The 22,709-nt window shown below is 49.5% G+C and carries 20 protein-coding genes and 2 pseudogenes; 10 read left to right on the top strand and 12 right to left on the bottom strand.

What is annotated here, in order from left to right:
• Positions 1-188: 188 nt before the first annotated feature.
• The 3 genes from AACQ84_RS14125 to AACQ84_RS14115 all read right to left on the bottom strand — a co-directional run bounded on the left by AACQ84_RS14125 (position 189) and on the right by AACQ84_RS14115 (position 4,241).
• Entirely contained in the window at positions 189-1,901 is a 1,713-nt protein-coding gene (locus AACQ84_RS14125; protein ID WP_012308400.1) for an iron uptake porin, read from the bottom strand.
• Between the two features lie 307 nt (positions 1,902-2,208).
• Positions 2,209-2,487, bottom strand: coding sequence for a 4a-hydroxytetrahydrobiopterin dehydratase (locus tag AACQ84_RS14120; protein ID WP_012308399.1), 279 nt, complete (start codon positions 2,485-2,487; stop codon positions 2,209-2,211).
• Positions 2,488-2,855: 368 nt separating this feature from the next.
• Positions 2,856-4,241 (bottom strand): TldD/PmbA family protein, encoded by a 1,386-nt coding sequence (locus tag AACQ84_RS14115; protein WP_012308398.1) that lies wholly within the window; start codon positions 4,239-4,241, stop codon positions 2,856-2,858.
• Positions 4,242-4,476: 235 nt separating this feature from the next.
• Between AACQ84_RS14115 and AACQ84_RS14110 the strand changes: the two genes are divergently transcribed.
• The 3 genes from AACQ84_RS14110 (at position 4,477) to AACQ84_RS14100 (ending at position 6,802) form a co-directional block, all read left to right on the top strand.
• Positions 4,477-5,439, top strand: a complete 963-nt coding sequence (locus tag AACQ84_RS14110; protein WP_012308397.1) for an orange carotenoid protein N-terminal domain-containing protein — start codon at positions 4,477-4,479, stop codon at positions 5,437-5,439.
• A gap of 112 nt (positions 5,440-5,551) precedes the next feature.
• The gene (locus AACQ84_RS14105; RefSeq protein ID WP_049761683.1) at positions 5,552-6,265 is read left to right on the top strand and encodes a fatty acid desaturase; all 714 of its coding nucleotides are present in this window, start codon (positions 5,552-5,554) and stop codon (positions 6,263-6,265) included.
• 210 nt (positions 6,266-6,475) lie between these two features.
• The gene (locus AACQ84_RS14100) at positions 6,476-6,802 is read left to right on the top strand and encodes a hypothetical protein (protein WP_041444047.1); all 327 of its coding nucleotides are present in this window, start codon (positions 6,476-6,478) and stop codon (positions 6,800-6,802) included.
• On the opposite strand, the gene AACQ84_RS14095 is transcribed toward AACQ84_RS14100, so the two are convergent.
• The 3 genes from AACQ84_RS14095 to AACQ84_RS14085 form a co-directional block, all read right to left on the bottom strand.
• Positions 6,794-7,747, bottom strand: coding sequence for a ribonuclease Z (locus AACQ84_RS14095; RefSeq protein WP_012308394.1), 954 nt, complete (start codon positions 7,745-7,747; stop codon positions 6,794-6,796). The two genes, AACQ84_RS14100 and AACQ84_RS14095, sit on opposite strands and share 9 nt — an antisense overlap.
• A 203-nt stretch (positions 7,748-7,950) precedes the next feature.
• Complete coding sequence (locus tag AACQ84_RS14090) at positions 7,951-9,150, bottom strand: argininosuccinate synthase (RefSeq protein ID WP_012308393.1); 1,200 nt, start codon at positions 9,148-9,150, stop codon at positions 7,951-7,953.
• A gap of 140 nt (positions 9,151-9,290) precedes the next feature.
• Positions 9,291-9,683, bottom strand: coding sequence for an endonuclease domain-containing protein (locus tag AACQ84_RS14085; RefSeq protein WP_012308392.1), 393 nt, complete (start codon positions 9,681-9,683; stop codon positions 9,291-9,293).
• Between the two features lie 334 nt (positions 9,684-10,017).
• Here AACQ84_RS14085 and AACQ84_RS14080 point away from each other — a divergent pair, with 334 nt between their 5' ends.
• On the top strand, positions 10,018-10,590 hold the full coding sequence (locus AACQ84_RS14080; RefSeq protein WP_012308391.1) for a type IV pilin-like G/H family protein: 573 nt from the start codon (positions 10,018-10,020) through the stop codon (positions 10,588-10,590).
• Between the two features lie 168 nt (positions 10,591-10,758).
• Complete coding sequence (locus tag AACQ84_RS14075) at positions 10,759-11,286, top strand: type IV pilin protein (RefSeq protein WP_012308390.1); 528 nt, start codon at positions 10,759-10,761, stop codon at positions 11,284-11,286.
• 59 nt (positions 11,287-11,345) lie between these two features.
• Here AACQ84_RS14075 and AACQ84_RS16395 read toward each other — a convergent pair.
• The 4 genes and pseudogenes from AACQ84_RS16395 to AACQ84_RS14065 form a co-directional block, all read right to left on the bottom strand.
• Positions 11,346-11,434 (bottom strand): annotated as a pseudogene (locus AACQ84_RS16395) (hypothetical protein); the annotation flags it as partial.
• Positions 11,435-11,451: 17 nt separating this feature from the next.
• A pseudogene (locus AACQ84_RS16390) lies at positions 11,452-11,538 on the bottom strand (hypothetical protein); the annotation flags it as partial.
• Positions 11,539-11,590: 52 nt separating this feature from the next.
• On the bottom strand, positions 11,591-11,866 hold the full coding sequence (locus AACQ84_RS14070; protein ID WP_159449839.1) for a DUF5615 family PIN-like protein: 276 nt from the start codon (positions 11,864-11,866) through the stop codon (positions 11,591-11,593).
• Between the two features lie 83 nt (positions 11,867-11,949).
• Positions 11,950-12,180 (bottom strand): DUF433 domain-containing protein, encoded by a 231-nt coding sequence (locus AACQ84_RS14065; RefSeq protein ID WP_012308388.1) that lies wholly within the window; start codon positions 12,178-12,180, stop codon positions 11,950-11,952.
• 240 nt (positions 12,181-12,420) lie between these two features.
• Between AACQ84_RS14065 and AACQ84_RS14060 the strand changes: the two genes are divergently transcribed.
• Positions 12,421-12,573 (top strand): hypothetical protein, encoded by a 153-nt coding sequence (locus AACQ84_RS14060; protein ID WP_012308387.1) that lies wholly within the window; start codon positions 12,421-12,423, stop codon positions 12,571-12,573.
• A 247-nt stretch (positions 12,574-12,820) separates the two neighbouring features.
• Here the strand turns inward: AACQ84_RS14060 and AACQ84_RS14055 are convergent, their stop codons facing one another.
• A complete protein-coding gene (locus tag AACQ84_RS14055) occupies positions 12,821-14,110 on the bottom strand; it encodes a proton extrusion protein PcxA (RefSeq protein ID WP_012308386.1) in 1,290 nt (429 codons plus the stop codon).
• A 153-nt stretch (positions 14,111-14,263) separates the two neighbouring features.
• On the opposite strand from AACQ84_RS14055, the gene AACQ84_RS14050 reads away from it, so the two are divergent.
• The 3 genes from AACQ84_RS14050 to AACQ84_RS14040 all read left to right on the top strand — a co-directional run bounded on the left by AACQ84_RS14050 (position 14,264) and on the right by AACQ84_RS14040 (position 20,072).
• Entirely contained in the window at positions 14,264-16,381 is a 2,118-nt protein-coding gene (locus tag AACQ84_RS14050) for a hypothetical protein (RefSeq protein ID WP_143589408.1), read from the top strand.
• Between the two features lie 367 nt (positions 16,382-16,748).
• The gene (ilvB, locus tag AACQ84_RS14045) at positions 16,749-18,524 is read left to right on the top strand and encodes a biosynthetic-type acetolactate synthase large subunit (protein WP_012308384.1); all 1,776 of its coding nucleotides are present in this window, start codon (positions 16,749-16,751) and stop codon (positions 18,522-18,524) included.
• A gap of 114 nt (positions 18,525-18,638) precedes the next feature.
• Positions 18,639-20,072: an FAD-binding domain-containing protein gene (locus tag AACQ84_RS14040; RefSeq protein WP_012308383.1), complete on the top strand. Its 1,434-nt coding sequence runs from the start codon at positions 18,639-18,641 to the stop codon at positions 20,070-20,072.
• On the opposite strand, the gene AACQ84_RS14035 is transcribed toward AACQ84_RS14040, so the two are convergent.
• Positions 20,069-20,851 carry a photosystem II S4 domain protein gene (locus AACQ84_RS14035; RefSeq protein ID WP_041444044.1) on the bottom strand — a complete coding sequence of 261 codons (783 nt, stop codon included), beginning with the start codon at positions 20,849-20,851 and terminating at the stop codon, positions 20,069-20,071. The genes AACQ84_RS14040 and AACQ84_RS14035 overlap by 4 nt on opposite strands.
• Positions 20,852-21,030: 179 nt before the next feature.
• On the opposite strand from AACQ84_RS14035, the gene ftsY reads away from it, so the two are divergent.
• Complete coding sequence (gene ftsY / locus AACQ84_RS14030; RefSeq protein WP_012308380.1) at positions 21,031-22,662, top strand: signal recognition particle-docking protein FtsY; 1,632 nt, start codon at positions 21,031-21,033, stop codon at positions 22,660-22,662.
• Positions 22,663-22,709: the final 47 nt, after the last annotated feature.

The raw sequence follows: 22,709 nt of genomic DNA, 5'->3' as shown, positions 1-22,709 counted from the left end.
GAAAAACAGAGTATGAAGGGAATTAGAGAAGCATTAATCCTCCCTAGAGGGAGGTGGCCGACAGGCCGGAGGGTGTCTTCTCCCCTTGAGGGGTGGGGGTGTCCAAAAAGAAAACCCCACCTGGAGGTGAGGCTTTCTCAAAATCAAAAAGTGTGAGAATTAAATCTGTCTAAACAAAGTTAACTGGTTTAGAAAGTGAAGGTAGTGCGGAGAGTACCGATGATGGCATCTTCTTCACCCAGCACACCCTGAGCAGCATCCTTCAACCAGATTACGCCAGGAGTGATGGAGATTCCGTCGGTGAGTTGGTACTTATAGAAACCTTCAACTTGCAGAGGAGTCTTGAGATCACCTTCTGCGAGGTAAGGAGGAGCACCAGCAAAGAGACCAAGAACGTTACCTTCTTTACCAAGGTCGTTGAAGGCTACACCAAGACCATAACTCCAGATGTCGAACTCGTCGCTAGAACCAGAAACTTTGGCATCAGTGTACATCCCGTAAGCGGCTAAGGAAATACGGTCAGTAATGTCAAACTTACCTTGAACACCGTAGCTATTGGCTTCAGTGCCGAACAAGCCAAGAGCGTTCGCCCAAGCTGTACCATTTACTGCAGAACCACCACCGAAGTCATAGATAGCACCGCTGTCGTGGTAGCTGTTGACGTAGGTTACACCCAACTCAGCCCGATCGCCGAGGTTGAAAGCAATCTGTGCTAGTGCACCGTATTCACCGTTGAACAGACCATTGCTTTCAGTGGAATCGGCTGCTTCATCAGCGAGGTAGCCCAAGGAGATATCAACGGGGCCGAGAGGCATGTTGAAACCAAGACCGGAGCCACCACCGATGGTGTAGATGGGGCTAGATGCAGCGAGTTGAGTTAGAGAACCGCTACCACCGGTGAAGTCTTCAAGACCAGTTGCGCCGAAGGTTGTGCTGGTGTAGTCACTGTGGAGACCACCAAAAGCTGCGAGGTAAACATTTGCTCTGCGGAGAGGGAAGTAATAGGCCAACCAGTCGATGACAACGTCGTTGCCAGTGTCGAGGTTAAAGGTTTGGAAGCCTACACCAGAGCCGAGATCAGGACCATCATCAACAACTGCACCTGCAGTGGGGGAGAAAGATGAAGAGTTCCCAGCAGTCAAGCGAGTGATTAAAGTATCTTTACCGGTGAAGCTAGTTTCAAGGGTGAGACGAACACGGTCGGTGAAGGTTGTTTGAGTATCATCATCGTCATTAGCAACGATGGTGGCACCGCCAAACCCGCTAGCTACACCGTCTCTCAAGAAATCAGGGGTGAATACGACATCGTCAATTGTAGTATCTTCTGCAATACGAAAGTCTAGGGCATTGACGTCACCAAAACTGTCGCCAATGGCGAAGACAACTTCACCCTTGAGCTTGGTGGTAGTAGAGAATTGATTATCTTCGAGGAATTCAACGCGACCTTCAAGGTCATCAACGCGAGCACCGAGGGTAGCGAGTTCTGCTTCAAATTCGTTGATCAAGCGACGGAGGGCAGCGAGATCTTCGGGGGTTACTTCAGAACCACCACTTTGAATCATCCGCTCGATTTGTTGTAAACAAGCGTTCAGACCAGCCGCAAATTCATAACGGCTGAGGGGACGGTTACCACGGAAGGTGCCATCGGGATACCCAACAATACAGTTGTAGTTTTCGACTAGGTTACGAAGCGCATCAAAAGCCCAGTCAGAGGGAGAAACATCGCTGAGTTGGAAAACGCTGTTTACCTGAGCAATGTCACCTTGGCTGTAGGTGTTGATTTGGTTAAGGAGTTCGCTGTTATTTGCTTGGGCTTGGGCGGTGCCAGCAGTGGCAACGGAAACGCCGACAGCAGCAGAAGCAATGGATAGAGACTTCCAGAGAGATAAAGATGTTTTCATTTGTTTTTCCTCACACATTAAGGCACTAGATTCTGAGATTTCAGATCAGGCCTTTGTATCAATCATATTAGCTCAAAATTTTGGATTGGGAATGGATTCGTCATAAGAATTTTTTGATGATTCCTTTACCTATCCATTAAGTAAAAGTTACCTGAGAAGTTTTGTCAGAAATGTTACAGCATAGCCTCCTGGATTTTGAATCGATAGAGTGCTTGCGCTTATTTTTTTTCTTCTAGATAGAAAATCTAAAAACTTCCCAGATGTTTTTCCTTAAGGTTTTGTTTGAGGTGTTGGCGGCTTTTGACGTTTACAGTTGATCGAAAGTTCCGGCGAGATCAAAATCTTTTTGGGTAAGGCCGCCAGCGTCATGGGTGGTTAGGTTTACGGTGACTTTGTTGTAGGAAATCTCGATGTCGGGGTGATGGTCGGCGGCTTCGGCCGGTTCGACGAGTTTGTTTACAAAGTCAATGGCCTCAATAAAGTTTTTGAACTTAAATCGGCGTTGAATTTTGTTATCAACCTTTGACCATTCAGGAAATTGACTCAATTGTGCTTGGATTTCGGTGTCGGTCAATCGGGTTGCCATGGAGAAAACCTCCTCTAAAAAACTATCCGCCCTTACTAGGGTTATCTCTACGATAACGAAGCAAGGGCGGTCTAGTCGGGTCTCTTTAGTTAAAATCTGACTGCCGGAAGGAACTCCGACTCTCTTAACCTACTCAACGGAGTAAGCAAAATTTTAGAGAACAGCCCCGGCACGCAGCCGATTTACTTTAACTGTGAGACCCATGTTGTTACTACTGTCATTCATGGGCATCACCTCCTATTCTCCGGCAGGTTTTATCCGGTAGAACCTCTTTATGCTGGCACAAGCATTTTGAAAATTCAACATTCTTTGTTGTAGCGGCACGAATGGCACCCTCCGCCTACGGCACCTCCCTCTAGGGAGGATGTTTAGCCGACGACGACATCACGGATGCGCAGGGAAGGGCCGCCACAACCGACGGGTAAACCGCTTTGGCCTCCCTTGCCGCAACCACCGGATTCGTCCCAGTAAAAATCGTCGGCGATCGCCTCAATATTTTTTAACGTTTTAAAGACGTTGCCAGAGAGGGTGACATCCTTGACGGGTTCAGCAATTTTGCCATCGCGGATCATCCAAGCTTCCCCGGCGCTAAAAGTAAACATTTCGCCATTGGTCATGCCGCCGAGCCAGTTTTTCGCGTAGACTCCTTCTTTGATGTCCGTGGGTAAGTCGGCAACGGGCGTTTTACCCCGCTCGATCCAGGTGTTGGTCATGCGGACAATGGGCGGATAGTGATAGTTCAAACAGCGGGCGTTGCCTGTGGGTTTTTCATCGAGCTTGCCAGCGGTTTCGCGGGAATGGAGGCGGCCCACAAGTTTGCCATCTTGAATCAATTGGGTCGTGGTAGCCGGAACGCCTTCATCATCATATAGATAACTGCCGCGATGGCCTACTGGGGCGGCTCCATCAAAAATCTGGAGATCTTCCCCACCAAATTGTCGGCCCATGCTCATGGTTTCGAGAAGATCGGGATTTTCATAGGCCATATCCGCTTCGGAGAGATGCCCAAAGGCTTCGTGGACAAATAGCCCGGTCAAAATGGGGTCAATGACAACGGTATAGGTGCCGCCTTTGGCTGTGGGGAGGGTCAATGAGTTAACGGCCCGCTGGGCTGCGCCTTTAACTTGCTCATCGAGGTTTTCTAGATCTTCGTAGGCTTTGCGGGATCCAGTAGTTTCCCGCCCCGTTTGCACCGTTTCCCCATCACGGGCTGTGGCGGAAAAACGCATTTCTAGATCAACCCAGGACTGTTCGATCAGGGTGCCCTCTGAAGTCGCCAAGATGATGTGCTGGGTATTGTCGCCGTAACTGACCCTGGTGCTGGTAATCTTACCGCTCTGGCTCAAGAGCAAATCACTGTAGCGATCGCATAATTCTTTTTTCCGTTGTAAAGGGATGTGGCGTGGGTCGCTTCCGCTTAGGGGTAAAGAGCAAACCGCTTGGATTGGGTCAATGGGAGCCAAAAGTGTTTCATCATCACCGATTAAAATCGCGGCGGCGATCGCCTCTTCAATGCGAAGCTTCAGATTTTCGAGATTATTAAAGGCCGCAAACCCCCAACCGCCCTTGTGACAAACGCGCACCTGGCCCCCAAGGGAGGTACTTTCACTGAGGGTCTCGATCTTATTTGACCGCAAGACAATACTGCTCCCCGCTGACTGCTCCAAGCGAATCGCTAGAAAATCCACTTGATTTTTATACCGTTGGATCAGATCCGTTAGCTGATCCTTGTACCCAGCCACAATTTTCTCCATTGCCTTCCCTTTAATCTGAGCGCTAAACATAGAACAATTTTGACATTGACCTTAGATAATTGAGAAAGTGTCGGTGAGATCCAAAAGGCTTGCCTTGTCTAAGTTTCCCACTTTGGCTAATCAAAAGTAATGCGATCGCCAACATATTCTTATTCAAGATGTAAACAATTGTTAAGTTTTTGTGTGTTAACCTTGACTCAAGGACAAAAACTCAAATAACACGGAGCACATCTGTATGCCTTATACTCTCGATGCAGCAAGAAACATTTTCCCCAGTACATTAACTGCGGATGTTGTGCCGGCTACCAGCGCTCGGTTTAGTCAGCTGAGTGCAGAGGATCAACTGGCATTAATTTGGTTCGCTTACCTAGAAATGGGTAAGTCAATCACTATTGCTGCTCCTGGTGCGGCAAATATGCAGTTTGCAGAATCTACCCTTTTGCAAATCAAGCAGCTCTCTTTTAAGGATCAAGCCCAGGTGATGTGTGATCTGGCGAACCGCATCGATACGCCCATTAACCGCACCTATGCGACTTGGTCTGTAAATATTAAGCTCGGTTTCTGGTATCGCCTCGGCGAATGGATGGAAGAAGGCAGTGTTGCGCCAATTCCTGCTGGCTACAAGTTGTCTGCCAATGCTTCTGCGGTTTTAGATACGATCCGTAGCCTCGAACCCGGCCAACAAATTACGGTTTTGAGAAATGCCGTTGTGGATATGGGTTTTGACCCAGCCAAGATGGAAGGCTATCAGCGTGTTTCTGAGCCGGTTGTCGTGCCGACGGAAATTGCACAGCGGGAAAAAATCGAAATTGAAGGTGTCGATAACCCCACGATTAATCAGTACATGACCAACCTCAATGCTAATGATTTTCCGGCATTGATCAGCCTCTTTGCAGAAGATGGTGCTCTCCAGCCGCCGTTCCAGCGTCCGATTGTCGGCAAAGATGCCGTATTACGTTTCTTCCAAGAGGAATGTCAAAATCTGAAGCTCAACCCGAAGAAAGGGGTTGTAGAACCCACTGATGATGGTTACACCCAAATTAAAGTCACTGGTACCTGTGAAACGCCCTGGTTCGGTGCGGCGGTAGGCATGAATGTGGCTTGGCGCTTCCTCCTCAATCCGGAAGGGAAAATTTTCTTTGTGGCCGTTGATTTGCTCGCGTCTGCGAAAGAACTGCTCAACCTTGTGCGCAAGTAGTGAATGCTTGGATGAATTGCCCTAATTCTCAATAAATTCATCCCTAGGTAACGTCCCAATTGGGGCGTTTTTTTGTCAGTATGGCGTGGTTGGAGGCAATATTTTGAAATTGATGCGGCAAGAAGAGGGTCTGGGACTACTGTGGGCGATCGCCATTTTCTCAGCTTGGCTGGGAAGTGCTGTGTATTGGTTGAGTCATCCGCTAATGGGGCTGTCCTGGCCTGGGATTGTTGCGGGAATTTTTGTGAGAACTTTTTTCCACACAGGTTTATTTATCCTGGCCCACGACGCCATGCACGGTAATTTGTTGCCGAGTTCTCCCCGTTGGAACCATCGCCTGGGCCGTTGGGGGGTCAGCTTGTACGCTTGCTTGTCCTACAAAGACTGCATTCGCAACCATGCTAAGCACCATCGCCACCCCGCCCAATCCGGAGACCCGGACTTTCACAATGGGCGGCACCGCCATCCGCTGCTGTGGTACTGGCATTTTATGGGGAAATATTTAGCGTGGCGGCAGTTTTGGGGATTTGTGCTAATTTTCGGGGTGATCGCCTTACCGTTAAATGTGCTGGGCCATGTGCCCTACGAAAATTTTTTTGTGTTTTGCCTGCTACCGATTTTTCTCAGTTCTTGGCAACTGTTTTTCTTTGGGACTTATCTGCCCCACCGTGATCGCCCTTCTCCCCCTAAACGCATCAGTAAACAGTCAATTCGGTGGCGAATTTGGTCATTTTTGAGCTGCTACCACTTCGGCACATTTCACGAAGAACACCATCATCATCCCCATGAACCTTGGTTTCAGTTACCGGATCACGGTGTTTCTTAACAAAATTGTAATAAAAACCTTAAATTCCTGTGAGCACTTCGCTTGAGCGGTATTCGTGTCTCGGCGATCGCCGCCAAATGGCGGAATTATGAGAATTTAGACTGCGCTTTTGATACATAACTTATTATAATCTAGCCCATTAGTTTGAACTTACTAAAGTCAAAACGATATTTATTTTAAAATTCACTTTTTTACTTACCCATGCTAACGATGCCCACTGCGAATACTCAATGGTCACTGCAAGAAAAAACAATCGCCAAGGAAGCGTTTGAATTATCCTACCGCCGAGAAATTGCCGCAGTGATGGCCGAAGCAAAACGCCAGGCAACCCTCGCCGCAGACCCCGCTGATCTTTGGCAGCTCAATGATTTTTTGAGTGCCCGGCGGCATTATCTAGATGGCAAATACGATTTCAGTCCCGAAAGCCTCGTCTTTACCTTCGCTCAACTCATTAAAGAAGGTTGGTTAGAACTGCAAGAATTAGACGGTTTAGCCGCCGAAAAACTCTCAAAAATCCGCATCCTCACCCTAATGTAGGCTTTTGGCGAGGGCTTTGCGACGCGGAATCGCATAACTTAAAAAGTCTTTCGCCATGATCGTCTTGGGGAAAATCGCCTGGGCCTCAGCCAAAAGATCATCTAACGTCAGCTCATTTCCCGGCATATAACGGGGGCTAAAGTGGGTCATGATTAGTTGCTTCACTTGGGCCAAAAGGGCAACCTGGGCGGCCATCGTCGAAGTGGAATGGAGGCGATCAAAGGCCATCTCTGCATCCTTGTGGGCAAAGGTCGCCTCGTGAATTAAGACGTCCGCATCCTGGGCTAACTCCACCGCCGTCTCACAAAAAACGGTGTCGGTACAATAGACCATTTTTCGGCCAATTTCCGGTTGACCACAGAGGTCTGAACCGTTGATTTTGCGACCATCGTCGAGGGTGACGACTTTCCCTTTTTTGAGGTCGCCATAAATGGGGCCAGGGGGAATCCCTAATTTTTGTGCTTTTGCTAAGTTAAATCGGCCGGGACGATCCTTTTCAGTCACCCGATACCCAAAGGCTGTAACCCGGTGTTTGAGCGGTAAACAGGTCACTTGAAATTCTTTGTCTTCGAAGACTAAGCCGGGTTTGACTAAATGTACCCGCAGGCGATCGCCAATGCGCATATAGGAATACTTTTCACAGGCCCGCAGATATTCTTCTAAACCAGGGGGGCCATAGATTTCTAAGGGATGTCCCGTCCCCGCGAGGCCCATGCTGGCGATCAGACCCATTAGCCCAAAGATATGATCGCCGTGCATGTGGGTAATAAAAATGCGGCTAATTTGGGACGAACGAAGATCACTACGGAGAAGTTGGTGCTGGGTTCCTTCGCCACAATCAAAGAGCCAAGCCTCGGCCCGCTGCGGTAATCGCAACGCCACACCTGATACATTGCGTGCCCGGGTCGGCACACCAGAACTGGTTCCTAAAAATGTGATTTCCATTCAGGCGATCGCCCATAATCTACATCCTATCCATCATAAATCTTCCCCAGAAGCAAAGCCGCTTAAAAAAATCCTCCCTTGAGGGAGGTGCCGAAGGCGGAGGGTGCCTTCTCCCCTCATAGGGGAGTTAGAGGGGTGTTCCCTTGAGGAGAACTAGAGGGGTGTCCCTAGAGGGAGGTGGTCGAAGACCGGAGGGTGTTCGTTTACTTATTTGCCTGAGCCCAAACACGGGTGGGCAGACCCCAAATATAAATAAACCCTTCTGCTGACTCGTGGTTAAACTTGTCATCAGCCCCGTAAGTGGCCAGATCCGGCGTGTAAATTGATTTTTCAGAACGACGGCCAACAATCCGCGCCGTACCCTTATGGAGTTTGAGGCGCACAACGCCCGTAACCCGTTCCTGAGTTTGCTCAATAAACGCATCCACGGCTTGCTTCAGGGGCGAGAACCACAGACCCCGATAAATCAACTCGGAATAAGTCTGCTCCATGCCGCGCTTATATTGGGTCACATCGGCGGTGAGGGTTAAACTTTCCAAATCGCGGTGGGCATCCACCAGGACACACATCGCCGGAGATTCATAAATTTCACGGGATTTAATCCCCACAACGCGGTTTTCGATCATGTCGATCCGGCCAATGCCATGGTTTCCGACGATCTCATTCAGTTTGGAAATCAAAGCCACCGGGCCAAGGGCTTCGCCATTCACCATCACCGGGACGCCTTTTTCAAAGCCAATCTCTAAATATTCCGGTTCATCGGGGGTGTCAGAAATAGCTTTCACCATTTCAAAAACCTCTTCGGGGGGTTCGCACATCGGATCTTCGAGGGGGCCAGCCTCAATACTGCGACCGAGCAGGTTTTTATCAATGCTAAACGGCGAAGATTTTTTCACGGGGAAGGTCAGCCCATATTGTTCACCATAGGTAATCGCTTCTTCCCGGCTCATGCCCCATTCCCGCGCTGGGGCGAGCACTTTGATTTCTGGGTTTTGCGCCAAAATCCCCAGGTCGAAACGTACTTGGTCATTCCCTTTCGCGGTACAACCGTGGGCAACGGCATCGGCCCCATATTTTTCGGCGGCCCGGACGAGCATTTTCGCAATGAGGGGACGCGCTAAAGCGGTGGCGAGGGGATAGCGATTTTCGTAGAGGGCATTGGCTTTAATCGCTGGGAAAGCGTAATCGGTAATAAATTCTTCGCGGCCATCTTCAACGAGGGAAACCACAGCCCCAGAATTTAAGGCTTTTTGTTTAATTGGGCCTAGCTCCTCGCCTTGTCCTAAATCTGCGGCAAGGGTAATTACTTCCTTGACACCCCATTCGTGCATGAGATAGGGAATACAAACGGATGTATCGACACCGCCGGAATAGGCGAGGACAACTTTTTCTGCGCGACCCATAGTTTAAATACCGTATATAGATGAATCAAGGCAGATTATAGCTTGACATTGCCCTGGAAAAAGCTTGAAAAACCCGGACTTTTGCTGCTATCACAAAATGCTGACAACCTTCCCCCTCTAGGGACACCCCTCTAACTCCCCTACGAGGGGAGAACTTTTTTTGGGGGGTGGGTGAGGAGCCAGGTTTTGATAGTTTTGGCGATCGCCTCTGGGTGATTTTGGGCATCGTATTCGCTGAAGCGGAGGAAAGAAACGCCTAGGGCTTCGAGTTTGGCTTGGCGATAAGCGTCTCGTTCTTGGGCGGCGAGGCTATCGTGGCTACTGCCGTCGATTTCGATGGCGAGCATCCAGTCCTTGCAATAGAAGTCAACGATAAATTGGTCGATGGGGCGTTGGCGCAGAAAGCTGACACCAAGGATTTGTTTTTTGCGGAGGTGTTGCCAGAGGATTATTTCGCCTTTGGTCATAGTTTTGCGGAGTTGGCGGGCGCGTCCGACGAGATGTTTGTTGTAGGGCAGGATGTTACGGCGCATAGGAAGGATGGTTTTTCTTTTAATCTTACGTTCTACTTTTTTTTGGGACAGCCCTCTAGGGATACCACCCTCCGGTCTTCGACCACCTCCCTCAAGGGAGGATTTTTAGAACTTTCCGGAACACCGGCCAACTGTTCCCCTCTTGAGAGGGGTTAGGGGAGTGTTAACCAGCAACCTACTGAGAACACCTCTCTAACTCCCCGCAATGGGAGAATGGCACCCTCCGTCAAGGGAGGATTTTGTGGGGGGGTGATAGGAAAAGAAAGTGGGTGGGTAATTTAGGGTTAACGGATACATAATTCCGGTTGAAGCCGGGATAAGGAGATGCCCCCAAATGAAAAATTTCACTTTTAAGCTTCTGCAACAACTCAACAAGAAGAAAGCTGACAAAGGTTTTACCCTGATTGAACTGCTCGTTGTAATCATCATCATCGGTATTCTGTCTGCTATCGCCCTACCTGCATTCTTGAACCAGGCTGCTAAAGCGAAACAATCTGAAGCAAAACAAACCCTTGGCGCACTAAACCGTGGCCAACAAGCCTATCGTCTTGAAAGTCCTGAATTCGCTCCAGAAGTTGATCTACTTGCCCTTGGCGTCGAAATTGACACCACTAATTATGCTTACGGTGATGATGGAAGTGCTACTACTGGAAACGGTGAATTTGCCTTTAACTTTAACAACTTAGAGGGAACTGACTTCACAGAAACGGCAGGGATTGGTGCTCGTGCAAAAGATACTGCCGCAGTTCGTGACTATGATGGAGCCACTGGAGCCACTGAAGATTCAGAAGGCAATGCAACTACTGTTACTGTAATTTGTGAAGAAACTGCTCCACAAGATGATGATCAAGACATGAGTTATTCTTTCGCCGATGGATTAGGCTGTGATGCTGGAAATCAGCTTTAGACATTTTGCTGCAGTGAGATCTGCGTAAATCACGAGTAGTAACTATTCTTATCCCTTCAGCGAAACTCTATGATAGAAAAAGCACCTTCTTGATTTACTTGGGGGTGCTTTTTAATTGATTCAATACATACCTTAGATTAAATTCATGAAGCTAAAGATATACTTAATATGTCCAGTTACAAAGCGATTTGTGTTTGGTTAATACACTATAGTAAGAGAAATAATCAAGGATTTACCTTGATTGAATTACTCGTCGTTATGATTATCATTGGCATCTTATCAGCAATTTCTCTACCTGTAATGTTTAGTATGGCAGCGAAAGCACGACAATCTGAAGCAAAAACAACTTTATCGGTGCTTAATCGTGGCCAGCAAGCCTATTATGCAGAAAAAAGTACTTTCTCACCAGATATTCTTAACTTAGGTGTGACTACAATTATAGAGACAAATAATTTTAGCTACGGTAATGCAGGCTCACTTGTCAATTATCAAACAGGTGCTGCATATGGTGCAACACCAAAAGATCCGGCCACGGTGAAAGATTATTCGGCAGGCGTAACTTCTTTAGCAATAGCCAGAGTCCCTTTAATTATTTGTGAAGAAGAGGACCCTACCGTAGTTGGCCCATTTCCTCCTCTCTTAGATAGTGGTGCTGGAACTTTAAGTTGTCCAGTTGGCTACATAAAATTAAGATAAGATATCAATTTAGTTGATATTTCTTTCGCATAAAGCAGTTTTCTCTAAGAGATAAATTTCTACTTATTCATATTCCGATAAGTGGCGACGGCAGAAGGCGAAATACGATTCAGATAACAAAAAAATACTTTAAGACCCTATCCAGAATTCTCCAACCTCAGCAGCCTACTCTTCAGATTTAGTCTCCTGATCTAGCTCCGCAATGGTCTGCGGAAATACACCACGCCGCACCAGCTTTTCAAAAACCCCATAACAATCCCGCTGATCGCCCGCCTTCCTCGGAAAATACTGTCTGACAAACCATCTAAAGAGGTAAAATCCTGACCTTTGTTCGCTTCAAATCTAGCGTGATCAACGCTCCCGATTTCAATTCTGACGAAAATCTTTGCAAACTCTCCATAACGATTTGTCCAATCGATACAGGCAGCAAGTCTTGAGTGCGTACCTGAAACACACTCGGTGAATTTGCTTGGGACGCCGCCAAAATCGCCCCAAAATCTAAATCATTGGTAAAAATAATCGCTTGATTTTCCTTTGCCCATTGAAAAATCACTGTATCAGGTGCATTAGGCTTACCGATTGTTGACTAGTGGCTCACCTTGAACCCATATTTTTGTAGATATGGAACCCAGAGTGGGCTAAGGTTCATGTCAATAATAATTTTCATGCCGTTGCTACGTTGACCTCATATTCCTCAGATCGCCAGGCCGCAAAGGCTAGTGCCGCAAGAATATCTTCCCTCTCCAGATATGGATAAGCTTCCAAAATCGCCTCTATTGAATAACCTGCCGCCATTAAACCAATAACCGTTCCTACCGTTACCCTTAAACCGCGAATACAAGGCTTACCGCCCATCACTTGAGGGTTTAGGGTGATGCGTTCTAAATGTTGCATAGTCGTTACTATTGTGCTCGATGATTATCTTGATTCTATCTGCTTGACCCAAGTTGATTATTCTCCTCTACTGCTGAGATAAAATTGGGCTAACTGAGAAAAGAAAAACTTAAGGATGTAGATTAAAGGAATTAAACGGGGTCAGCAAATTGAGTTACTGGCATCATTAGATGTGCCAGACGGTTAGAAGTTGTCCCCGAGCGATCATCGCCTACACTTTGGTGGCAAGCTTTAAGTGAAATGCGAAGAGAGATTGAGGCAACGGGGAAAGGATTAGTTGATGATTCATTTTTAAGGACGCGAGATGAGTTATTTGCGGGTGAAACCGTAGAGTCCCTAGGGGAACAAATCTTGGCGTTTGAGGCGGAACGTTCCCAGGAAAAGTCTGTATGATGGCACCTCTCTAGCTCCCCTCCAGGGACACCCCTCTAGCTCCCCTCAATGGGAGAATGACACCCTCCGCCTTCGGCACCTCCCTCTAGGGAGGATTTTTAGGTCTTGCCAGCACACCCGACAACTGTTCCCCTCTTGAGAGGGGTTAGGGGTGGGTTAACCAGTAACCTACTGAGGACACCCCTCTAGCTCCCCTCAATGGGAGAAGGCACCCTCCGCCTTCGGCACCTCCCTCTAGGGAGGATTTTTACTCGTTCATATTGCGATAGGTAGCGACGGCAGAAGGAGAAATGCGGTTGAGATAACGAAAAATCCAATACTTTAAGACCGTATCCAGGATTACAGGGAATGTTGCAATAAAAAGAAAATTAAAATCTCGGCTCTCGGCAATACCAAAATGTTTTGCTACATTTTCAAGGATAATTTCCCAGCCATGGGGAGAGTGATACCCCACAAAAATATCCGTAAACAAAATAATTAAAAATGCCTTTGCCGAGTCACTGAGGCCATAGACAATTTCATCTAAAAAGCCCTTTAACATCGCAATTTCGCGCTTACTGATTAACAAAATCCCCACAAAAGCAAAGAAGCTAAAAATATCTGAAAAAATGTTTTCGTAAGCATTGTAACTTTCGGCGCGATAATCCTGGGCAATTTCCGTCGCTTTTTCTTGGATTTTTTCGGTGATTTCTACCTCTGTGAGGGCTGGTGCCAACCCTACCAACTGCCGCATTTCTAAAGTTGCTCGGTAATGCTCTAACTCTTCAAAAGCTTCATTTTCAAGGTCGGAATTTACAAACAACGCCGGGCTTGCCTCTGTGAAAAAATGCTCCTCCACGAAAGGCGTAATCGCAATTTTTGCGAGCTGATGCACCAACAAGGGCACAATGACGAGGGTGAGGAGAAATCGAATCGAAACAGCGGTTTTGTTGCGCGATCGCCGAAATTTTGTGACGACTTCTGCTTCTGCTTCGTTGGACTTGGGATCGATCTCCCGCTGGATTCGGGAGAATGTCCGCATGATGGAGCGGGGCACGAGACCAGTTTTGTCCGATACCGTTTCCACCTTGGGTTTGTTGTCGGGGCGATCGCCATTGGTTTGGGGAGCCTCTGGGCCATTCAGGGGAACAAGGGCGACGGATTGTTTCGACAGACCACGGCCATAGCGTCCGGTGATTTCGTCAATAAAGCGTAGTTTCTCGATAATCAGGGTCGGCTTGTCGGCAGCATCAGGGTAGTAGATATTGCTCGCTTTTTTTTGGATTGTTTCCTCGGAGACGGGCACGACAGTATTAAAGGAGCGAAATTCCCGCAGGCGCACCTCGATAATTTTGAGTTGTTTGCGCACCTCCCCTTGGAAATAGCGGATCACACTGTCGCTGTAGTCAGCATTGTGGCCAGAAACGGGTTTGCCACCAAAGTGTTCGAGTTCAATGGCCTGGATATTGAGGGCGGCACGGTAGGCTTGCTCCAGGGCACGGTCTGGGGTGTCGTAAAACCAGCGGCGGGCTTTTTTGATGAAAGTGCTTAGATTCATTGGGTTTAGATTTGCTTGTATGGCCTGGGCAGACACCCTCCGCCTGCGGCACCTCACTCAAGGGGAGAAGACACTCTCCGGCCTGACGGCCACCTCCCTCTAGGGAGGATTTTGGGGAGGTTTTGTGTTAGTTGGTTATTGTAATCGAAGTAGATGGGATTGTTGGGTGGTCTGATGGGGGCAATTTGGTTACGGGGTCAGTCGCGCTCTGGGAAAACGACGGCATTGGTGGCGCGGCTAAAAGCTTGGGTGGCAGGGCAGGATCCCCAGGCGGTATTGGTGCCGGGATTATTGGTCTTGGCGGCAAATAATCAAAATCAGCGGCTGCTGGCGGACTTGATTCACCAAGAAATTCGCGGGAGCTATCCCTTTGTAAGTAAAACCCCAGTGGCGTTTATGGCCGATGAGGTGGAGCTATTTTTCCCACTAATCTGTGAACAGTTGGCGATCGCCCCCTCCTTTCCCCTACGGTTGCGGCCAGAGATGGAACAAAAGTTAGCGCGGGAACTGTGGGCCGACACCCTAGCTACCTGGGAGTTACTGCCCAATGAGCGGTTTCAGAATCGCTTGGTGCGACGACTATTGGATATTTTGCTGCTGGCGGGGGCGGCGGGCATCGCCCTAGCGGAGATTCCCCAACGGCTGATGGTGGGGCAGTTATCCTTACTGACGGGAACGGTGGCCATTGGTGCAGAGACAAACCGAGAGGAATTTACAGAAACGGCAGGAAAACTGATTCAACAGTGGCGAGATTGGTGCTTAGGACGAGGTTTTCTTACCTATGGCATTATTTACAATCTCTACGGGCAATATTTGCTCAAAAATGGACAATACCAAGCGTCCCTAGGGCAACGGTTTGGGGCAATTTTCGCCGATGATGGCCAAGATTATCCGGCGATCGCCAAGGATTTAGCGGACATTTTATTAGATCAAGGTTGCACCGGAGTCTTTACAGAAAATCCCGTTGGGAGAATTCGCCTCGGTTTAAGCGGTGATCCTGATTATTGGAGCCAATTGGCGCAACGGTGCGAGGTGATTCACCTAGAACGACCAGCGGGCCTGGGGGCGACTCTCACAACGCAAATTCAAAAGACCGTGACCCAACCCCAGTTTGGGGGACAACTACCCGCCACCATCCAATCCATTCAAACCGTTGCCCGCGCCCAACTGTTGACACGGGTTGGTGAACAAATTCAATTTTTAGTGAAAGATCAAGGAGTTGCGCCAGCAGACATTGCGATTATTGCGCCTGGGTTAGATGAGGTCGCCCGTTATACCCTGATGGAAAGCCTCGCCGTCGCCGAAATTTCCCTGGAACCCCTGCGGGAACAGCGGCCCATTGCCAGTTCTCCCTGGGGGCGATCGCTACTGACTTTGTTGGCGTTGATTTATCCGGGCAGTGGACGGCTGATCCAAAGCCAAGCTGTGGCGGAAATGCTCATGATGCTATCCCAGACCGCCAGCGAAAAGCCATTAATCGATCCCGTGCGGGCTGGTTTGTTGGTGGATTATTGTTTCCAGCCCGACCCGGAGCGGCCCCAACTGCTCCCAGCAACGACGATGCCTAGGGGCGATCGCCTCGGTTATCAAACCACCCAGGCCTACGAAGCAATCCGCCAGTGGATCGAACAAACCCAGGCCACTCATAATGTCACCCCCCAGGGCATTTTGCAGACCCTGAACCAGGCGATTCAAACCTTTTATCTGCAAAAACTGGCCCCCAGCTACGGCCAACTGGCGACCCTGCGGGAACTCAGCGAGACCGCCCAGCACTTTTGGCAATGTGGCGATCGCCTAGAGCGCCAAAACACAATCACTGCCCAGCTTGCCGACCTGCTGCAACTAATCCAAGCAGAAACTATTACTGCGAATCCCCGTCCCCAGTACAACTTTAACCACCAGCCCCTCAATTCCATTACCCTCGCAACCATCTTTCAATACCGCTCCGCCCGTCGTCACCACTCCTATCAGTTTTGGCTAGATGCGGGCTCACGCCTCTGGGAAAAAGGCGGTGCCGCGACCCTGTTTGGCTATGGCGTTTTTCAACGCAGTTGGCAAGGGGAGCCTTGGTCTCTGGCAATAGAACAACAAGGCGATCGCCAACGGCTCCAAAATATTATCCAAGACCTCCTTGCCCGCACTGATACCCAAATTTATCTGTGCCACAGTGATTTTGGCACCAATGGCAGTGAACAGCTTGGCCCCCTCTATCCCCTCATTCAAGCCACCCAAGAATGCCTCCAATCCTCCCTTGAAGAAGATAGACGTTAGGCCGGAGGGTACCTTCTCCCCTGCGAGGGGAGTTAGAGGGGTGTCCCTTGAGGGAGGTGGCCGCCAGGCCGGAGGGTGCCATTCTCCCCTATGAGGGGAGCTAGATGGGTGTCATTCATGATTGTTCGCTGACATCCATGTAACAAACCCTTTACAGGGGATTGCTTCTCAAAAATAAGCTGATCTAAGTTAAAAGCAGCCTATGATACAGTATCTCGACAGTCTGCATGAATTCTTTTAAAATGTAGGCTTCAATACAACAAAACGCCAAAATAATCTATCCCCCTATCGGAAAAAATTATAGGGAAGCAGAGATCTTATTTCTGGTGTATTCTTCGTCCTTTAAGTTATTCCTTAGGTAACTCCCGTGGTTTCAACAACTTCCCCCGCAGCAACTGAGACTGCTGTCCGTTCAGAGGTTCGTTCCGGTGCATACATTTTGATCGATAGCCTCAAGCGCCATGGTGTCGAATACATTTTTGGCTATCCCGGTGGTGCGATCCTGCCCATCTACGATGCCCTACACCCAGTGGAAGAACGGGGAGAAATTAAGCACATCCTTGTGCGCCACGAACAGGGAGCTTCCCATGCCGCCGATGGCTATGCCCGCGCAACTGGCAAAGTGGGGGTTTGTTTTGGTACCTCTGGCCCTGGGGCAACAAACCTCGTCACAGGGATTGCCACAGCCCATATGGACTCAATTCCGATGGTGGTGATTACAGGCCAAGTCACCCGCGCGGCGATCGGTACAGATGCCTTCCAGGAGACAGATATTTTTGGCATTACCCTACCCGTAGTGAAACATTCCTACGTAGTGCGGGATCCGAAAGATATGGCCCGGATCGTTGCCGAAGCCTTTTACATTGCAAGCACAGGTCGGCCCGGCCCTGTATTAGTAGATGTCCCCAAGGATGTCGGTTTGGAACTGTGTGAATATATTCCCGTTGAACCCGGTGATGTGGATATCCCTGGTTACAAACCTCGCACCGAAGGAGATACCTCCAAAATTGGAGAAGCGGTACGTCTAATTTCTGAATCCCGCAAGCCATTACTTTACGTCGGGGGCGGTGCCATTACCTCTGGTGCCCACGCAGAAATTAAAGAATTAGCTGAACAGTTCCAAATTCCGGTGACTACAACCCTGATGGGCTTGGGCGCTTTTGATGAACATAATCCCCTCTCCGTGGGGATGTTAGGGATGCATGGTTCGGCCTATGCTAATTTCGCCGTGAGTGAATGTGATCTTTTGATTGCGGTGGGTGCCCGTTTCGATGACCGGGTGACTGGCAAATTAGACGAGTTTGCCTCGGAAGCGAAGGTGATTCACATCGATATCGATCCCGCTGAGGTGGGTAAAAATCGTTTACCGGAAGTCGCCATTGTTGGTGATGTGCGCCATGTGTTGATTGAAATGTTGCAACAGCTAGGCGGCAAGGGTTTACCCCTCGGTAATAAGCCCACGGAAGAATGGCTCAATAAAATTCAAGGTTGGAAAGAAAAACATCCTTTGGTCGCGCCTCGCTTTGCGGATTCGATCTCGCCCCAGTCGGTGATTGTGGAGTTAGACCGCCAGGCTCCCCATGCCTACTACACGACGGATGTGGGTCAACACCAGATGTGGGCGGCTCAGTTCTTGAAGAATGGTCCCCGCCGCTGGATTTCTAGTGCAGGCTTGGGCACTATGGGCTTTGGTCTCCCGGCGGCTCTAGGAGCAAAGGTGGCGATCGCCGACGAAGAGGTGATTTGTATCAGTGGCGATGCGAGCTTCCAGATGTGTTTACAGGAGCTGGCAACCCTGGCCCAATATCAAATTAAAGTGAAGACGGTGATCCTAAACAACGGCTGGCAGGGGATGGTGCGCCAGTGGCAGCAGAACTTCTACGGTCAGCGCTATTCTTCCTCCAATATGGAAGCGGGGATGCCGAACTTTGAGCTACTCGCCCAAGCCTTCGGAGTGAAGGGCATGGTGGTGGATCATCCGGATGATCTGTCGGGGGCGATCGCCGAAATGTTGGCCCATGATGGCCCTGTATTGTTGGACGTGCGGGTGAAAAAAGACGAAAACTGTTATCCGATGGTCATCCCCGGCAAGAGCAACGCCCACATGATGGGTTTACAAGAGTCCTCTGGAAAGGCTGAATAATTTTTTCCCAGTGAAATAATAAAGAGATAAATGCCAGGAGTCGGGCTTTGCCTTGCTCCTTTTTTGTGGCTCGATTAGGATATAAGCCGCAGCGAATGGGGCAATTTTTTAAGAATGGCTGAACTGGTTTTACATTGGCATCGGCGAGATTTGCGGCTACAGGATAATGTTGCCTTGGCAGAAGCACGGCAACAGTCGGCCAAGGTGGTCGGCATTTTCTGCCTCGATCCGGCCATTTTAGAAAAAGAAGATGTGGCTCCAGCGCGGGTGAAATATCTGTTAGCGTGCCTGGCAGAATTGGCAGAAAATTACCAAAAAGCGGGCAGTCAACTACTGATTTTCCAGGGGAATCCCTTAGAGGTCTTGCCCAAAGTTGCAGAATCTCTCAAAGTCCATACGGTCTACTGGAATCTGGACGTGGAACCCTATGCCCAACAGCGGGATCACCAGATGGCGATCGCCTTGCGTCAGGTAGGAGCCAAGATAGAAACCTTTTGGGATCAGCTCCTCCATGCACCAGGAAAGGTCTTCACCCAATCTAAAAAGCCCTACAGCGTGTATTCGCCGTTCTGGAAAAACTGGTCGCAAAAGTCGAAAGCCGCCCCCGTTACTGCCCTCAGAGATTGCCAAGGACTGAGTGATGCCGAACAGAAATTAGCGAAAGACCTAGGGGCGATCGCCTTACCGACCTTGGCTGATCTGGGCTTCAGTTGGGACAAACCGTTTACTGTACCTGTGGGGGAAACTGCCAGCCTGGGGCAATTAGATAGATTTACCGAGAATTTTATTGAGAAATACGATGGCGATCGCAACTTCCCGGCGACCGATGGCACCTCCCGCCTTAGTGCCGCGTTGAAATTTGGGGCGATCGGCATTCGGACGGTTTGGCAAGCCACAGAAACTGCCCTAAACCACTGCCGCAGTAAAGAAGCAGAAGCTGGCGTCATCACCTGGCAGCAGGAATTAGCCTGGCGAGAATTTTATCAACACTGTCTCTTTTTCTTTCCGGAACTTGCCCAGGGGCCATACCGGGAAGAGTTTAAAGACTTTCCTTGGGAAAATGACGAAGAAAAATTCCAGGCCTGGTGCGCTGGTCAAACGGGCTATCCGATTATTGATGCAGCGATGCGCCAACTTAATGAAACGGGCTGGATGCATAACCGCTGTCGGATGATTGTCGCCAGTTTTCTCACCAAGGATTTGATTATCGATTGGCGTTGGGGCGAAAAATATTTTATGCAAACCCTGGTTGATGGTGATCTTGCGGCGAATAATGGTGGTTGGCAGTGGAGTGCTTCCAGCGGCATGGATCCTAAACCCCTGCGAATTTTTAACCCTTATACCCAAGCGCAGAAATTTGACCCCGAAGCAGACTACATTCGCCACTGGCTACCAGAGCTCAGTGGTTTGGATACCCAGGTTTTACTCACGGGCCAAATTCCCCGTTTACTCTGTCAGCAACACGATTACCCAGAACCGATTGTGGAACACCGGGTACGCCAGCGGGAATTTAAGCGACTCTACAAATTAGTCAAAGACAAAGCCTAAACAAAACGGGTGAGATTAACGCGATAGCGTTCTTTTTTGGTCATGTTGATCTCGCCAACTTCGACGCGGCCTTTGCCCCTGAGGGAAATCAGATCACCCGCCTTGACGTTGTAGCTGCTTTGGGTAATGGTTTTCCAGTTGACTCGCACATTCCCGCTGGCGATCGCCTCGGCCATTTTTGTCCGGGACATCCCCAACCCTGCTGAACCAATGGCATCCAAACGGAGGGACGCTTCAACGGTGGTGAGTTCTTTCTTTTTCGGCGGGCGTACTTTTAATTCTTCGAGGGGGATCGACCGCGTTTTCACGGGAACAGAGCGCACCTGCACTAAAGAGGTTTCTAAAAACGAGACTAATTCAGGAATGACCAAGGTCTGGGCACCGCGATCGCCTAATACGAGAATGTCACCAACTTTGTCTCGCACGAGCCCGGTACCGAGGAGCGAACCCAAGAAATCCCGGTGGGTCGCCGTATCAAACAAAAAATTACCCGCAATGTCCAAGGCGGCAATTTCCACATGGCTGGCATCGAGGGGAATTTCTTCCCGGGCGATCGCCAACCGTTGCCGTTCCGCTTGGGGGTAGCCACCTCCGTGGACAACCTGGACTTCCGTGAGTTTGCCAAAAATTTCTAAGGCTTCGTAGAGTACCGGCGGCGAGAGAAAATCCGTCTGGACAATTTCCCAAGTGCGAATCGCCTGATCCGCTTGGTCGAGCAGCCGACTGAGTTCTGCACGGTTTTCAACGCCCTTGAGCAAATCATCCTTCGGTAAATTCATAGGCTGGGAAAAGGCGATCGCCAAATAACAAAATAGAATTTCTAGTGGGAAAACACCATCGCTCGATCATACCAAACCACCCCGTCACAAATGCCTAAACGGTCGGGAAACCCTCCGTTTACAAACCCCGATCAAGCCATAATAATGAAAACAGTTCATTTACTCTCCTAGGAATTTCTGTGGCTATCTTTGATTGGTTTCGGCGCAAGACAACTGACAAATCCCAAGACACCTCTGAACCAACCGTTACAGAAGAACAGGTGCCAGAATCCCCCACGGAGGAAGCTGCTGCCCCCGAACCTGAGACGCCATCAACCCCAGAAATTGACTATCTAAACTGGGCGAAATCCGCTTACAAAAATATCCAAGAAAAAAAGGGTATTGAAACAACGGAAGTACCTCAAACTGAGACCGCAGAACCCCAGGAGCCAGAACCAGAAGTTATTGCCGCCGAGACTGAACCAGAAACACCAGCCCCCGAACCCACGGCAACGGCCCTAGAAACTGCGCTAGAAACGGCTCCCGAAACCACCGAAGAGATCGCTCCTCAACCAGAAGCCCCAGCAGAAGCAACTCCTCCAGAACCAGAGAGTGAACCAGCCAAGATTGAAGCAACCGAAACCGTTACACCTGTTGCTCCAGAGCCAGCACCAGAAGTTATTGCGGCCGAAGCAGAGAGTGCCCCAGATAGCGAGACAGTAGCCACACCAGAACCGGAAACCACCCCAGCGACACCCGCTTGGATGAAAAAGTCCGACGGCCTCGAAAAGCTCAAAGAAACGGCGATCGATACCGAAGGGCTAGAGTTTGACGAAAATTTCCTCTGGTCTGCCAAGGTACTTGCGGATCAAGGCCGTGATGCCAGTGATATTTCCCTCGAAGAAATTGAATGGCTCAAAAAGCTCCGGGATGGTCTCGGTAAAACCCGTCGCAGCTTGGTCAATCAACTCAAGGCTGTAGTGGGTCAAGGGCCGCTCAATGATGAAGCCGTACTAGAAATTGAATCACTTCTGCTCCAGGCTGACGTGGGCATTGAGGCCACTGATTACATCATCGAAACCCTCCAGGAACGACTCCGCCAGGAAGCACTGCCCCCCGAAGCGGCGATCGCCTATCTCAAAGAAATCCTCCGGGACATCCTCGATAAACCCTTGGCGAAACTACCCAGCACCGAATTTGCTCCCGAAGCCGACAAGCTTAATGTCTGGATGCTCACTGGCGTCAACGGTGCCGGGAAAACCACCACCATCGGTAAACTGGCCCACCTTGCCAACCAATCGGGTTATCGCTGTGTCATTGCTGCTGCCGATACCTTCCGGGCCGCTGCTGTCGAACAGGTAAAAGTCTGGGGCGAAAGAACTGACACTCCTGTAATCGCCAACCCCGGTAAAAATACTGATCCCGCAGCGGTGGTTTTTGATGGTATTACCGCCGCCCAAGCGCGGCAGGCGCAAATTTTGCTGGTGGATACGGCTGGCCGCTTACAAAATAAGAAAAACTTGATGGATGAACTTGCGAAAATCCGGCGGATTGTCGATAAAAAAGCTCCCGATGCCCAGGTGGAATCCCTCTTAGTCCTAGATGCAACCCTCGGCCAAAATGGTCTACGGCAAGCCCAAGTTTTCTCAGAAGCGGCAAAACTCAGTGGCGTTGTCCTGACAAAACTAGATGGTACGGCCCGGGGTGGGGTAGCACTCGCCGTAAGTCAGCAACTCGGTTTACCAATTCGCTTTATCGGCGCTGGGGAAGGGATTGAAGATCTCCGGCCCTTCTCTAGTTATGAATTTGTTGAAGCGCTGCTGGATGGTTAGACTCCAGTAAAATCAAAAATCTTGAGAGGCGGCTATTTGCATTAAGC

It is taken from the genome of Picosynechococcus sp. PCC 7002 (genome assembly GCF_963860125.1).
Lineage (GTDB): Bacteria > Cyanobacteriota > Cyanobacteriia > Cyanobacteriales > MRBY01 > MRBY01.
The sequence above is the reverse complement of the archived record's forward strand: the minus strand, read 5'-3'. Positions and strand labels throughout refer to the sequence as shown.